The 14,148-nt window shown below is 60.6% G+C and carries 11 protein-coding genes and 1 tRNA gene; 7 read left to right on the top strand and 5 right to left on the bottom strand.

Translation table 11 applies throughout. The features are described 5' to 3' along the window. Nucleotides 1-82: 82 nt before the first annotated feature. On the top strand, nt 83-709 hold the full coding sequence (locus IB238_RS16430) for a ribonuclease D (RefSeq protein ID WP_192249096.1): 627 nt from the start codon (nt 83-85) through the stop codon (nt 707-709). Between the two features lie 104 nt (nt 710-813). After that, a complete protein-coding gene (locus IB238_RS16425; protein WP_192249093.1) occupies nt 814-2,040 on the top strand; it encodes a hypothetical protein in 1,227 nt (408 codons plus the stop codon). A 28-nt stretch (nt 2,041-2,068) separates the two neighbouring features. On the opposite strand, the gene IB238_RS16420 is transcribed toward IB238_RS16425, so the two are convergent. Beyond that, nucleotides 2,069-2,395 (bottom strand): DUF6665 family protein, encoded by a 327-nt coding sequence (locus tag IB238_RS16420; RefSeq protein WP_192249090.1) that lies wholly within the window; start codon nt 2,393-2,395, stop codon nt 2,069-2,071. A gap of 388 nt (nt 2,396-2,783) precedes the next feature. Between IB238_RS16420 and IB238_RS16415 the strand changes: the two genes are divergently transcribed. Further along, a complete protein-coding gene (locus IB238_RS16415) occupies nt 2,784-4,430 on the top strand; it encodes a hypothetical protein (protein WP_192249087.1) in 1,647 nt (548 codons plus the stop codon). 99 nt (nt 4,431-4,529) lie between these two features. Here IB238_RS16415 and rpsA read toward each other — a convergent pair whose 3' ends face one another. The 4 genes from rpsA to aroA form a co-directional block, all read right to left on the bottom strand. Next, nucleotides 4,530-6,236 carry a 30S ribosomal protein S1 gene (gene rpsA, locus IB238_RS16410; protein WP_192249084.1) on the bottom strand — a complete coding sequence of 569 codons (1,707 nt, stop codon included), beginning with the start codon at nt 6,234-6,236 and terminating at the stop codon, nt 4,530-4,532. Nucleotides 6,237-6,348: 112 nt separating this feature from the next. Then, nucleotides 6,349-6,978, bottom strand: a complete 630-nt coding sequence (gene cmk / locus IB238_RS16405; protein ID WP_192249081.1) for a (d)CMP kinase — start codon at nt 6,976-6,978, stop codon at nt 6,349-6,351. 150 nt (nt 6,979-7,128) lie between these two features. Beyond that, the gene (locus IB238_RS16400; protein WP_192249078.1) at nt 7,129-7,731 is read right to left on the bottom strand and encodes a hypothetical protein; all 603 of its coding nucleotides are present in this window, start codon (nt 7,729-7,731) and stop codon (nt 7,129-7,131) included. Nucleotides 7,732-7,801: 70 nt separating this feature from the next. Beyond that, nucleotides 7,802-9,160: a 3-phosphoshikimate 1-carboxyvinyltransferase gene (aroA, locus tag IB238_RS16395; RefSeq protein WP_192249075.1), complete on the bottom strand. Its 1,359-nt coding sequence runs from the start codon at nt 9,158-9,160 to the stop codon at nt 7,802-7,804. Nucleotides 9,161-9,478: 318 nt separating this feature from the next. Here aroA and IB238_RS16390 point away from each other — a divergent pair, with 318 nt between their 5' ends. The 4 genes from IB238_RS16390 (at nt 9,479) to IB238_RS16375 (ending at nt 14,145) form a co-directional block, all read left to right on the top strand. Beyond that, nucleotides 9,479-9,868, top strand: coding sequence for a TIGR02300 family protein (locus IB238_RS16390; protein WP_192249072.1), 390 nt, complete (start codon nt 9,479-9,481; stop codon nt 9,866-9,868). Nucleotides 9,869-10,015: 147 nt separating this feature from the next. After that, nucleotides 10,016-10,091 (top strand) — tRNA-Ala (locus IB238_RS16385). 200 nt (nt 10,092-10,291) lie between these two features. Continuing rightward, the gene (locus tag IB238_RS16380; RefSeq protein WP_192249069.1) at nt 10,292-10,915 is read left to right on the top strand and encodes a TerC family protein; all 624 of its coding nucleotides are present in this window, start codon (nt 10,292-10,294) and stop codon (nt 10,913-10,915) included. Between the two features lie 491 nt (nt 10,916-11,406). Further along, nucleotides 11,407-14,145 (top strand): MFS transporter, encoded by a 2,739-nt coding sequence (locus tag IB238_RS16375; RefSeq protein ID WP_192249066.1) that lies wholly within the window; start codon nt 11,407-11,409, stop codon nt 14,143-14,145. The last annotated feature ends 3 nt before the right edge of the window (nt 14,146-14,148 follow it).

Genomic DNA, 14,148 nt, shown 5'->3' with positions numbered 1-14,148 from the left:
TATCGGCGCTTTGTAGTACCCCGCCGGCAAAACATGCGATATAGCGCACTCACAGTTTGTGCGGTTTCATGTGGGGTCTCCGATGGCGAATGCAATACGATATCACGAGGGCGACATTCCGGCGGCGGATGCGGCGCGCTACACCGGCGCGGTTGCGATCGACACGGAGACGCTCGGCCTGATCCCACGCCGCGACCGGCTTTGCGTTGTCCAGCTTTCGCCCGGAGACGGAACGGCCGACGTCATCAAGATCGCTGCCGGCCAGACGCGTGCGCCCAACCTCGTCGCGATGCTGAGCGACCCGTCGCGCCAGAAGATTTTCCACTATGGCCGCTTCGACATCGCCGTGCTGTTCCATACCTTCGGTGTCACCTGTTCGCCCGTATTCTGCACCAAGATCGCCTCTCGATTGACGCGGACCTACACCGACCGGCACGGTCTGAAGGACAATCTGAAGGAGCTGTTGGAAATCGACATTTCCAAGCAGCAGCAATCCTCTGATTGGGCCGCCGAAACGCTCTCGCAGGCGCAACTCGAGTATGCCGCCTCCGACGTGCTGCACCTGCATGCGTTGCGCGACAAACTGATGGCGCGGCTTGTCCGCGACGGCCGACTGCAGCATGCCGAAGCCTGCTTCGCTTTCCTGCCGACGCGGGCAAAGCTTGATCTACTCGGCTGGGAAGAGACGGACATCTTCGCCCACAGTTGAGCGCTGAGACCCGGAAATCTGCGTATTTCCGGGTAACGCCCACTTAACCAACAAACTCTATCCTCGGCTGCAGAGTCTATCGATTTTGCAATCAGGATAATTGCATGCTCCCGCCGTTTCAGCAGTCAACCGCCTCGTTTGCCGCCGACCAGCTTCGCTCGATGCTCGACGACATGGAGGCTCGACGCAAGGAAGCTGAGGACAAGGCCGCGGGCAAGGACAAGGACGACAGGATCGTCGGCGCAACCCCGGATCCTGTCTCAGCGGCCGCAAACGCAAAGATCAATGCCCATTTCTTCGGATCGCTGAAAGTCGACCCGGATGCATTGGTTAAATTGATTGCGCGCTTCGCTTCCGCGCTCGGCATCCAACAGAACCCGGATGAAACCAGTTTTTCTTTTGCGAGACGCCTCGGCGACGCCGTGACGATGTTGGCCTTCGGCAAGACCCACGCGGGAGGCGAGCCGGTAAAAATCACGTTGAAGTCTCTTGGCGCCACGCAGGATGAGGTGGCTTCCATCTTGAAAGGAACTGCAACAGGCGAGCAGAATCCGATGGCGGAAATGGCTGCACGCATCGCGAGGGATGCTGGATTGACCGGGGAGGAAGACGACTTCGGCGAACAGATGTCCTTCGCACTGATGGCGATGCGATCGACGCTGCCGGAAGACGACAAGGCCCTTGAAAAAATGACCGGCCTGAAGGATCTCGGCCTCACGGCGCAAGACATGCTGGACGCGATTGCAAATCCGTGGAGCGATGCCGCGCGGAAGGTGAAGAATGCGCTTTCCGGCCAAGCCGAAGGCCGAATGGCCATGACGCGTGAAATGAAAAAGGTCATTCAGCGCCTTGAGGATGTTGCAGATCCAAAGACTGCTGAGGAATTGAAACTACGGGATACAAAGTCCGAGCCCGGTCGGGTCGAGGATACGGAGACCAAGGCGGAGCGCAAGCAGGACATACAGAACCTCGATAACGCCGAGAAGCTGGAAGATGTCCGCGAACAGCAGGATGCGGTGAAGGAGCATCTCGAGGATGCCGAAAGTGCCGGTGATGGTACTACCGCTACTGACGGCAGCTTGCAGATCATCCAGGTCCTTGCGTCCCAGTCGGTCAAGCATGAAGCGGGCGACGACGGCGCGGTCAACGACAACAGCGCTTCAAGCGAGACTGCAGCCGAGAGCCTGTCGGAAGCAGCACCGGGATCGCAAGCTGAACGAGAAGTTCGCGACATTCTGCAGCTTTCCGAAGCCATCGATCGTGAGGGCATCCTGGTGCTGCCAGTAGATGATATCGGGATTTACGAACTGCTCCGCCGGAAGGCCGCCTGAGGCCTGCCGACATTGCTCGCCCGTTCGCTCAGGGCCGCGCTTGGCGGACGATCCCGACCCGCGCGAGAACTTCTTTCGGGATCTCATATCGACGGATGACGTCGCGCTGGTTCCGCAGGCCGCAGATCTCGCGCTGGATGAAAAAGGCCCAGACGGCATCTGCCGCCGCGTCCAGCAACTCATCGCGCTGCTTTGGCTCGCAGCCGGGATTCGTCTTCAGCCGCTCCAACGCTTTCTCAACCCGGTGCCCGTGGCGACCGAGCGCCTCGGCGCGTTCGGCCATCAGTTCGTATTCAAGCACGTTGAAGCCGCTGGCCGCCGACTGGACAAATGATTGCGGTGGACGCACGGGCATGAAAATCTCCAATCCTGTTGCCTCTCGGCTCCGCCGCCAGAGCGACATCGTATGCTCGAAAAGGAGCAAATACCGCGTTCCCGTGATACCGTAGGGCGCTCTTTACCAAATATTAACCATGCAATGCGAAACCTTGATGGCATTCAGTATTGCGGCGGAACCGATCAAGGACAGACCCCGCACCATTGCATCCAGTACGCGCATCGTCATTTTCTGAGTCAGTGACCGCCGCTTCTGCCAAGTGCTTTGAAGAGTTCCGCCAAGGGGAGCTCGCCAGTCATCAACCCGTGGGCGCGCATGATGCCTCCCAGCCTGAAAATGGATTGTTGGAGAGAGGCATCGTGTCGGTCGGATGGCGGCACCTGGAAGATGCCGGATGGAGAAAGTGATGTTGCCGCGTATTGCGACGCCAATCACCGTCCCGATCCCGTCACAGGAGGCGACAAATGAAGTCGCACCCGGCGGCTCACGCCCGGCGCTCTCCGCCGAGGCGCTGACAAATCTGCGCGCCGCCCTAGTTCTCCGGCTGCTCGAGGCGCTGATGCGCCAGGTGGGGCAAAACGGAGACAAGGGTAACGTCGCCCTTCAACTGCTTGATGTCCTGTTTGCCGCGATGAAGGCGCTGCCACCACGCAACGGCCAGGACAACGAGCCAGCTCGGCGCCTCGCTGCGCTGCTGTCACGTCTTCCGGCCGAGATGCGGCCGTCAATCGAGCGTCTCCTGACAACCGCCTTCTCAGTTGCTTCAACGCGCGTGCTCATGGAAACCATCCGCAATCCCGGTGGGCCGGACGCACAGCGGCTGGCGCAGGCGCTTCTCCACGCCGCGGCCGCAGAACAACACGATGGCGAGCAGCCAGCAGCCAGAGGGGAGAGCCAGCGATTTGCCAATCTTGATGCGCGTCTCGCGGCATCGGCAAGAAATGTGCGGCAAGGTTTGTCCCCTGGCGCTGGCGCTACGAGCCCAGGGAACGGCGGAGAATTGCAAGCGGCACTGCGCCGGCTTTTCGAGACTGGTATCGACTCGCGGACCGCGGTAGCGCGCTCGCCAGCGCCGACGCAGGCTCCTGCGACGCCTGTAGCGCCTGCCGAAACATCGGGGCATGGTGCCGACAGAGGGCAGAATACGGGCGTGCCCAGGAGCAACGAGAGTACACGTGCCAATTCGCAAGCCGCATCGTCCACTGCACCGGGTCAACTGGCAAGCGGTATGGACGAAGGACAATCCTCCCACATCGAGGCGGATAACGACGACAGGCCGATCGGTAAGTCCACCGGAGCGACAGAGAATGCACGTGATGAGGCGGTGAAACGTGCGAATGTGCCCACGCAGGAATCTGTGCGGCAACTGATCGCCGGCATCGTCTCAAATCTTACGGAGGACGAAACGCTTATCCTGCGCCTTCTGCTGGGAGCACCGCTGCCTGAATCGTCCGCGCCGAGCGGGGATCAATCGCTGCCGCCCGAACCGCCTGCTGACAACTCAGCCTCGGGGCAGCCAGCGGAAGGAGCAGATCTATCCAACGATGCCGCGGCGCGCTCGCGCGCTGGGCTCGATCCATCGTCGTTGGAAGCAGCTGAAGGCGATACAGACGCCTCCAAAGCGCCCGTCGCGCGGCAGGAAGACGGCGGTGACGAGGCGCTCAAGCCCGAAAATAGCGACAAGGCAGTGCGACCTGCCGCCAATGCAGTCCCCCAGCCGGATCGCCCGGCTGAAAGACTTCCCATACCCGTTGTGATCCGCGAGGGAATTGGCGCGCCCGTCGTGCCCTACCTGCCGGCTCAGGATGACCTCGACAGCCTGGATGCCGTGCAAGAGGAGAAGGCCGAGGACGACGAGGAGGGGTCTGACACCGATGGTGAAAACGAAACCGACGAGGGCAGTGGGGAAGGAAACGACCAGGATCTGCCAATGGAACAGGAACCCGTTGCCGATCCCGATCTCGCGCGCCGCCGCAGCAGGATAGAGGCGTTTGTCGGGCCACCCGATCCGGGCTTCACCTTCTACCAGAAGCTCGGGGACTACTGGACCTGATCCGCGCAACGCGGATTGTATCAATGAGCGGCACAGCCGCCACGAAAAAGCCCGCGGAGATCGCTCTCCGCGGGCTTCGTATTTCGCGCTGCGCGCCGATTACTCGGCGTTGCCGCGGTTCTTCAGGGCAGCACCCAGGATGTCGCCGAGCGAAGCGCCCGAGTCGGACGAGCCGAACTGTGCGACGGCTTCCTTCTCTTCTGCAATTTCCAGCGCCTTGATCGACAGCTGGATCTTGCGATCCTTCTTGGAGAAGTTGAGGACGCGGGCGTCAACAACCTGACCAACCGAGAAACGCTCCGGACGCTGTTCGTCACGGTCGCGCGACAGATCGTTGCGGCGGATGAACGAGACGATGTCCTCGTGGTCGACGAGCTTCACTTCGATGCCGCCATCGTTGATCGCGATGACTTCGCACGAAACGACAGCGTTCTTGCGAAGGTCGCCCGAGGCAGCAGCGTCGCCGACCGAGTCACGGCCGAGCTGCTTGATGCCGAGGGAGATGCGCTCCTTGTCGACGTCCACATCGAGAACGACAGCCTTGACGACGTCGCCCTTGTTGTACTCCTCGATGACCTGCTCGCCCGGACGGTTCCAGTCGAGGTCGGAGAGGTGGACCATGCCGTCGACGTCGCCTTCGAGGCCAATGAACAGGCCGAATTCGGTCTTGTTCTTGACTTCGCCTTCGACTTCGGTGCCAGCGGGGTGGCTGTGCGCGAATGCTTCCCACGGATTTTCAAGCGTCTGCTTGAGGCCGAGCGAGATGCGGCGCTTGGTCGGGTCGACTTCGAGAACGACAACGTCGACTTCCTGGCTCGTGGACAGGATCTTGCCGGGGTGTACGTTCTTCTTGGTCCAGGACATTTCGGAGATGTGGATCAGGCCTTCGATGCCCGGCTCCAGCTCGACGAACGCACCGTAGTCGGTGATGTTCGTAACCGTACCGGAGATCTTCTTGCCGGTCGGGTACTTCGTGCCGATGCCATCCCACGGATCGCTCTCGAGCTGCTTCATGCCGAGCGAGATACGGTGGGTTTCCTGGTTGATGCGGATGATCTGAACCTTGACCTGCTGGCCGATGGACAGGATCTCCGACGGATGGTTGACGCGGCGCCAGGCCATGTCGGTGACGTGCAGCAGGCCGTCGATGCCGCCGAGGTCGACGAACGCACCGTAATCGGTGATGTTCTTGACGACGCCGTCAACAACCTGGCCTTCTTCGAGGTTCTGAACGATTTCAGAACGCTGCTCGGCACGGGACTCTTCGAGGACCGTACGACGCGAAACGACGATGTTGCCACGGCGCTTGTCCATCTTGAGGATTTCGAAGGGCTGCGGGTTGTGCATGAGCGGCGTGACGTCGCGGATCGGACGGATGTCGACCTGCGAACGCGGCAGGAAGGCAACGGCGCCGTCGAGATCGACGGTGAAGCCACCCTTGACCTGGTTGAAGATAACGCCTTCGACGCGCTCGCCAGCTTCGAACTTGACTTCGAGCTTGGCCCAGCTCTCTTCGCGGCGAGCTTTTTCGCGCGAAAGAACGGCTTCGCCGAGTGCGTTTTCGATGCGCTCGACGTAGACCTCGACTTCGTCGCCGACCTTCAGCGTGCCGTCCTTGGACTTGGCGCCGAATTCCTTAAGCGCGATGCGGCCCTCGACCTTGAGGCCGACGTCAACAATGGCAACGTCCTTCTCAATGGCCGTGATGATGCCCTTGGTAACATAGCCTTCGGCCAGGTCGTGGGTGGCGAAGGATTCCTGCAGGAGGGCTGCGAAATCGTCGCGCGTGGGATTAGCTTGGGACATGGAAACTCCTGATGTGCCTGATGGCACGGGCGCCGGGGGTTAGCGTTGACAAGGAGCGAGGCACGTCCGCTTCCTCATCGGAAGCAAAACCGGCGCGGGGACGGCAATCGCTCTAGTGCTTAAGGACAGCGTCGATGATGGATTTCGCCGCCGAAAACGCCGCCTCTATACTCATTTCCGAGGTATCAAGCAAGTGCGCGTTATCCGCCGGCCGCAGCGGGCTGTCGGCGCGGCCCATGTCTCGTTCGTCGCGGCGGCGCACATCCTTGTACACGGCATCGTAGTCCGCCATGCCGCCATTGGCGACGATCTCGTTATAGCGCCGGCGCGCGCGCACGTCGGCCGAAGCCGTGACATACAGCTTTACGGCCGCATCTGGGCAGACGACGGTGCCGATGTCGCGTCCGTCCAGCACCGTGCCCGGTTTCCGCCCGGCGAATTCTCGCTGCGCCTCGACCAGCGCACGGCGCACCGCCGGCATAATGGCAATCTTCGAGGCGGCCTCGCCGATCTCATGGGCGGAGAGCACGGATCTGTCGAGCCCGCCAAGGTCCAGCGTGCGCGCGACATTGGCGGCGACCGCTTCGTCGTCCAGCGGAAGGCCGCGGTCGAGCAGCGCCTTTGCCGTGGCCCGATAAGTCAGCCCGGTGTCGAGATGATGAAAGCCGTATTCCTCGGCGATCCGACGCGAGAGTGTGCCCTTGCCGGCAGCCGCTGGACCGTCGATGGCAATCGTCGTCATTGGGAATCCTTGCGTACATCCGCGTTCACGGTACGTGTTAGCGGAAAACAGGGCGTGATGCCAAGGGCGAATGAGAATACCTGCCGCCAGAAGCGCTCTCTCACGCTCTGACGATCGCAAGGCGAGTGGTCGGCCAGGCCTGGCTCGAACCTATCGGGACTTCTCCGCCTTCCGTCGTCGGCGCTCCTTGAGGACGGCCCGTAAGGCCATGGCGGAAACCGCTGCCATCAGGACAAGGACAACAGGATGGGTGTCAGGAACGGTCGGGTTGCTGCCCTCGATTTGCTTCCAGAGCACGAACAAGGAGGCGAAAAGGGTTGCACCAAAGAGGATGATGCCTGAGCGAAGCCCTCTATTGTCAATCGTTCTTAGGAGGTCGGTTGGTGCGGTGCGGATCAAATCCAGCATCGATGGCATAGGTTCTAGTCCCTCACCTTCGAACAGCGGAGCTGTGTCGAGGATAGCGTTCTGCCGCCGGCCCCAGACCGCCTCGGCCAGGAACGACAGAGAGAAGAAGACCGCGGCGCACAGCGCTGCCAATGGCGCCGGCAGCGCACCCTGACGGTACAACAGGAACGAAATGAGCATCAACAATGCAATGGCTGCAGCGCTCAGCGATTTGCGCTGTCCCAGTGTCTCCACCGCCTGATGGTCCGCCTCGCTCAGCACGACCGCCTTCGCCCGCAAGTGACGGCGATAGACCACACGCCCGTCATCGAGACGGCGCACAATGCGGCTGGGGAGCTTTGTCATGCTTGTCCTCCGGTTTCAGCGAAGCCTAACCGACGGGCATTAATGTCTCGTTCCCGTGATGGTTGCAATCTTAAGCTTTGCTTTCGATCTGCGCCCCCAGCCCCGTCATCATGCCCATGAATTCCGGAAAGCTGGTCGCGATCATCGTTGCATCGTCAACCGTCACCGGATGTTCGGAGGCGAGGCCCATGACAAGGAAGCTCATGGCGATGCGGTGGTCGAGATGGGTGGCCACAGCAGCACCCGAGGCGTTTCCGAGACCCTTGCCGTCCGGCCGGCCGCGCACGACCAGTGATGTCTCGCCCTCGTCGCAGTCGACGCCGTTCAGCTTCAGGCCGTCCGCGACGGCGGTCAGCCGGTCCGACTCCTTCACCCGGAGTTCCTCTAGCCCGTTCATCACGGTCGCACCATTTGCAAAAGCGGCTGCGACGGCGAGGATCGGATATTCGTCGATCATCGAGGGAGCGCGATCTTCCGGTACGGTGACGCCCTTAAGCTGGGAATGGCGCACGCGCAGGTCGGCCACGTCCTCGCCGCCGGCAAGGCGGGCATCCAGCACCTCGATGTTTGCGCCCATCTCCTGGAGCGTCAGGATCAGCCCTGTGCGCGTCGGGTTCATTAGCACGTTAAGGATGGTAACATCAGAACCGGGCACGAGAAGGGCGGCGACCAGCGGGAACGCGGTGGAGGAGGGGTCTCCGGGTACGTCGATCACCTGGCCGGTGAGCTTGCCCTGGCCTTCGAGCCGGATGGTGCGGACGCCTCCTGCATCGGTATCGACCGTCAGGTTTGCGCCGAAGCCCTGCAGCATCTTCTCCGTATGGTCGCGCGTCATGATGGGCTCGATGACCGTGGTGATGCCCGGCGTGTTGAGGCCGGCGAGCAATACGGCCGATTTTACCTGAGCGGATGCCATCGGCACGCGATAGGTGATCGGCGTTGCCGCCCTCGGTCCGCGCAACGTTACCGGCAGGCGGTCGCCGTCTGCGGCCTTCACTTGCACGCCCATTTCGCGCAATGGGTTCAACACGCGCCCCATCGGCCGCTTGGTCAGCGAAGCGTCGCCGATGAAGGTCGAGTCAAAATCATAGACGCCGACGAGGCCCATCGTCAGGCGGCACCCGGTTCCTGCATTGCCGAAGTCGAGCGGGGCTTCCGGCGCAAGCAGAGCGCCGTTGCCTACGCCGTTGATAATCCAGGTGTCGCCTTCCTTCCGGATTTTTGCGCCCATGGCCTGCATGGCTTTACCCGTGTTGATCACATCCTCGCCTTCGAGAAGGCCAGTGATTCTCGTCTCGCCGCTGGCAAGCCCGCCAAACATGAAAGAACGGTGCGAGATCGATTTGTCGCCTGGAATGCGGATGGTCCCGGAAAGGGCCTTCGATGACTTGCGTGCAGTTGCGGGTTTTGGCTGGACACCATGTGACATGGGCGGAGATCCTCTTTCAGAGCGTGCTGGACGACCCGGCCGGCCTGCAAACGCATCTGTCCTGGCACCGTCCCCCACCAAAGTTGTGCGGCTTGCTACCACAAAGCGCCGGGAGCGTCATCCTTTCGCGGGGCGAAAATGCCGCCTTCGATTTCACGTCGGAATTCCTGCGCCCACAGGCCCCGCAAACCCCTGCAAAGTTAGGCTTTGACAGCGGCCGGCAAGACGATTATGGGGACCGACTAATTCTTTTTCTCGATCATCCCGCCGGTTATCCGGCTTCGCCGGAAATATTCGGCCATTCAAGAGGCTTTGACAGTGGCAAAACCGGAACTTGGAACCAAGCGCATCGACCCGGAAACCGGCCGTAAGTTCTACGACCTGAACCGCGATCCGATTGTCTCGCCCTACACGGGCAAGTCCTATCCGCTCTCCTTCTTCGAGGAAACCTCCGCAGCTGCCGTAATGGAGAAGGACGAGGACGAAGAGGTCAACGAAGTCGACGCAGAAAACACCGAAGTCGAACTGGTCTCGCTCGAGGACGCAGACGACGAGGCAGCGGGCGGCGACGACCTGCCGGATCTGGGCGACGACGACGTCGAGATGGGTGACGAGGACGACGACACCTTCCTTGAGCAGGACGAGGATGACGACGACAACGACATGAGCGGCATCATCGGCGTCACCGGCGACGACGAAGAAGTCTAAGAGTTTGATTTTCCGGCCGGAATCAAAAATTTCCGGCCGGAATGGATTTTTCGGCTTGCCATCTTCGGAAACCAGAAGTATGAAGCCGCACCTGCCGGGGAAAACCCCGGTTCGGTATCCCGGAACCGGCCTCGCCGGACCCTTGATGGGGCTATAGCTCAGCTGGGAGAGCGCTTGCATGGCATGCAAGAGGTCAGCGGTTCGATCCCGCTTAGCTCCACCAAATCTTTCAGAAAATGCAGACAGCTTTTCCGGATAGTTCCGAAATGCTCGCGGCCGCTTTCGGAAGTGTGGCGTTTGGCCGGCACATCGTTTTCGCGCGCGGATCCGGTGGCGAGGATAGATGCACGCACATAGGCCGTTCTTGCCAAGTCGCATGTTCGGCTCTATCCCTGCAATCGACTCTCCCACAAGGCGCAAATCATGGAAATTTTCACGTCGGCCGGACTGCTGGCACTCCTGCAGGTCATCATGATCGACCTGGTGCTCGCGGGAGACAACGCAGTTGTCATCGGTCTGGCTGCGGCCGGTCTCCCGCCAGAGCAGCGTAAGAAGGCGATTCTCGTCGGTATTCTGGCTGCTACGATCCTGCGTATCGCCCTTGCCAGCGTTACCGTTCAATTGCTCGATATCATCGGTCTGCTTCTGGCCGGCGGCATCCTTCTGCTCTGGGTGTGCTGGAAGATGTGGCGAGAGCTTCGTGCCGCCATCGGTGCTGACGGAGATGAAGTGGACGAGAAGGGCACGCCTGCGGCTCAGAAATCTTTCATGCAAGCCGCGATACAGATCGTCATCGCGGATGTCTCGATGTCGCTGGACAACGTGCTGGCGGTAGCGGGCGCGTCACGCGAACATCCAACCGTGCTTGTTATTGGGCTCGTGCTGTCGATTGCAATGATGGGTATCGCGGCAAACTTCATTGCTAGCCTTCTGAACCGATATCACTGGATTGCCTATGTCGGTCTCGCGCTTATTCTCTACGTAGCCCTACACATGATTTATCGCGGCTCTATAGAGGTGTGGCCTCATTTGGTCGCGGCGCTGTAGCGCAGTGCGGCTGAGCCCTGGCCCAGACCATTCGTCCTTTAAGATAATCGGCTCGCCGCTGGGCAAGGTGCCCGCGCTTATGGCGCGGCAGCGTTCGCGTGCCGATGTGACAGCAAAAAGTGTTGGAGCGTTCAAAGCAGGGCAAGCCAATGCCTTTGTGCCTAGTCGGTCGAAATGCTGCTTTCAGCTGAGTGATTGCTTCGGTACGCGTGTTTCCGATGTCTCCAGACTGGCTGTAAAAGTCCTTTCCCGAAACATAGCGCCTATACCTGTCTAGAGTTGAAGGTTTCCAAAATATTGACAAGTATTAAGGAAATATCTTGACTGTAAATGCATGGTTTTGAAGGATTCAATGATGAAAATTGCTGTTTGGTAAAGTCAAAACGGTTCAAATCAAGAATTGTTTATTGCTTTGATGCAGATCAAATTCGCTGACTAAAAGGTGCGATCTCCTGAAATAAAGGAACCATCCTTTATTTCGGAGTAGGGCGATGCATAAAGCAGTACAGGCCAGTCCGGGTCAGAAAACCGCGTTGGCTATGAGCACAACAGCCTTCACGGTTTGTTTTGCCGTTTGGACAATCTTCGCAATCATCGGCATCCAGATCAGCAAGGAACTCAACCTTACCGAGACGCAGTTCGGATTGCTGGTCGGCACGCCGATCCTCACCGGCTCGCTGATCCGCGTGGCACTCGGGATCTGGACCGATCGGTACGGCGGACGGATCGTCTTCGTCGCCACCATGTTGGCTGCGGCGCTCGCCACTTTCCTGCTCACCTATGCAACCACCTATCCGCAGATGCTGTTCGCCGCCCTCGGCGTCGGCATCGCTGGCGGATCTTTCTCCGTGGGTGTCGCCTATGTGTCGCGCTGGTATCCGCCGGAAAAGCAGGGTACGGCGCTCGGCATCTTCGGTGCCGGCAACGTCGGTTCCGCCGTCACCAAGTTCTTCGCGCCAATGGTGCTCGTCGCTTTCGGCTGGCACGCGGTCGCCCAGGTCTGGGCCGCCGCACTGGTGGTGATGGCACTCGTCTTCTGGTTCACCACAAAGGATGATCCGGTCCTCATCGAGCGCCGCCGCACCGGCGAGAAACCGAAGAGCACCTGGATGGAGCTCGAGCCGCTGAAGAACGTGCAGGTCTGGCGCTTCTCGCTCTACTATTTCTTCGTCTTTGGCGCTTTCGTCGCGCTCGCATTGTGGCTGCCACAGTACCTGATCAAGGTCTATGGCGTCGACATTCGCCTCGCCGGCATCATTGCGGCCTTCTTCTCGGTTCCGGCCAGCCTGTTCCGCGCCTATGGCGGGCATCTTTCCGACGTCTACGGTGCGCGCCGCGTCATGTACTGGACCTTCCTCGTCTCGGTGGCCGCGACCTTCGTCCTCTCCTATCCGCCGACCGACTATGTCGTGCAGGGTGTCAACGGGCCGATCGCCTTTCACGCCGAAATGAGCGTCGTCGGGTTCACCGTAACCGTTTTCATCCTCGGCTTCTTCATGGCCCTCGGTAAGGCGGCCGTCTTCAAGCATATCCCGGTTTACTATCCTGGAAATGTCGGCTCGGTCGGCGGCCTGGTCGGCATGATCGGTGGTCTTGGCGGCTTCATCCTGCCAATCGTCTTCGGCTTGCTGCTTGATCTCACGGGTCTGTGGACCAGCTGTTTCATGCTGCTGTTTTTGATTGCCGGCGGTGCGCTCGTCTGGATGCATCTGGCTATCCGGCAGATGGAGAAGGAGACCGCCGGCGACGAGCTAGGCGAATTGCCGCCCTTCCCGGAAATGCAGGGCATGGGCAAGCTCGCGCACCGGGGCGTCAAACCTTCCGCGACGGTGCTCACCGACTGGCGCCCGGAGGACAAGACCTTTTGGAACGAAAACGGTCGCAAGATCGCCCGCCGCAACTTGTGGCTCTCGATCCCGTCGCTACTTCTTTCCTTTGCCATCTGGCAGGTCTGGTCGGTCGTGGTTGCCAAGCTGCCGCTGGTCGGTTTCACCTTCACCACCGACCAGTTGTTCTGGCTTGCCGCTCTGCCCGGTCTGTCGGGCGCGACGCTCCGGATCTTCTACTCCTTCATGGTGCCGATCTTCGGTGGCCGGCTGTGGACGACCTTGACCACCTGGTCCCTGATCATTCCGGCGCTCGGCATCGGCTACGCCGTGCAAAACCCCGACACACCATATGCGATCCTGCTTCTGTTGGCGCTTCTGTGCGGTTTTGGCGGCGGTAACTTCGCGTCCTCCATGGCAAACATCTCCTTCTTCTTCCCGAAGGCGGAGAAGGGCAATGCGCTTGCGCTCAATGCCGGTCTCGGAAACCTCGGCGTCAGTGTGGTGCAGTTCGTGGTGCCGCTCGCCATCACCACCAGCCTGTTCGGTGGCTTCGGCGGCGACCCGGTGATGGTCGCATCGCCGACCGGCGAAGCACCGCTGTGGCTGCAGAACGCCGGCTTCGTCTTCGTGCCCTTCATCATCATTGCCGCGCTCGGCAACTGGTTCGGCATGAACGACATCGCCTCGGCCAGGGCCTCGTTCACGGAACAGGCGGTGATCTTCCAGCGGCGGCACAACTGGATCATGTGCTGGCTTTACACGGGCACGTTCGGTTCCTTCATTGGCTATTCCGCCGGCTTCCCGCTGTTGAGCAAGACCCTCTTTCCGGATGTCAACGCGCTGCAATTCGCCTTCCTCGGGCCGTTGGTCGGCGCGCTCTCTCGCTCCGGTACCGGCTGGCTCGCCGACAAGTTTGGCGGAGCGCGCGTCACCTTCTGGGTCTTCCTGGTGATGATGGCGGGTGTCAGCGGCGTACTCTATTTCATCGGCATCAAGGACCAGCCACATGCCTTCTGGGGCTTCTTCGCCTCCTTCCTGTTGCTGTTTTGCGCCACAGGCGTCGGCAATGCCTCCACCTTCCAGATGATTCCGGCGATCATGGGCAAGGAAATGACCCGCTTGATGCCGACGGCAACGCCAGATGCCCGCCGTCTCCAGGCAGAGAAGGAATCGGCCGCCATCACCGGCTTCACCTCGGCGATCGCTGCTTTCGGCGCCTTCTTCATCCCGAAGGGCTACGGCACCTCGATCGCGCTGACGGGCGGACCGGAGGCGGCGTTGTGGGCCTTCCTGATCTTCTATGTCACCTGTCTGGTGATCACTTGGGCCGTCTACACCCGACGGGGCGGCCTGTTGCATGACGTCGAGCGCCATCGTCCCGGCGTAGTCGCCAAAGCCTGAAAC

This window comes from Rhizobium sp. ARZ01 (assembly GCF_014851675.1).
Taxonomy (GTDB): Bacteria; Pseudomonadota; Alphaproteobacteria; order Rhizobiales; family Rhizobiaceae; genus Mycoplana.
This window is presented reverse-complemented; position numbering and strand designations above follow the sequence as displayed.

Excerpts from the sequence above, each read along its gene's own strand:
- IB238_RS16425 (WP_192249093.1), top strand. The coding sequence starts at position 814 with ATGCTCCCGCCGTTTCAGCAGTCAACCGCCTCGTTTGCCGCCGACCAG.
- IB238_RS16420 (WP_192249090.1), bottom strand. The coding sequence starts at position 2,395 with ATGCCCGTGCGTCCACCGCAATCATTTGTCCAGTCGGCGGCCAGCGGC.
- rpsA (WP_192249084.1), bottom strand. The coding sequence starts at position 6,236 with ATGTCCCAAGCTAATCCCACGCGCGACGATTTCGCAGCCCTCCTGCAG.
- aroA (WP_192249075.1), bottom strand. The coding sequence starts at position 9,160 with ATGTCACATGGTGTCCAGCCAAAACCCGCAACTGCACGCAAGTCATCG.
- IB238_RS16375 (WP_192249066.1), top strand. The coding sequence starts at position 11,407 with ATGCATAAAGCAGTACAGGCCAGTCCGGGTCAGAAAACCGCGTTGGCT.
- cmk (WP_192249081.1), bottom strand. The coding sequence starts at position 6,978 with ATGACGACGATTGCCATCGACGGTCCAGCGGCTGCCGGCAAGGGCACA.
- IB238_RS16400 (WP_192249078.1), bottom strand. The coding sequence starts at position 7,731 with ATGACAAAGCTCCCCAGCCGCATTGTGCGCCGTCTCGATGACGGGCGT.
- IB238_RS16415 (WP_192249087.1), top strand. The coding sequence starts at position 2,784 with ATGTTGCCGCGTATTGCGACGCCAATCACCGTCCCGATCCCGTCACAG.
- IB238_RS16380 (WP_192249069.1), top strand. The coding sequence starts at position 10,292 with ATGGAAATTTTCACGTCGGCCGGACTGCTGGCACTCCTGCAGGTCATC.
- IB238_RS16430 (WP_192249096.1), top strand. The coding sequence starts at position 83 with ATGGCGAATGCAATACGATATCACGAGGGCGACATTCCGGCGGCGGAT.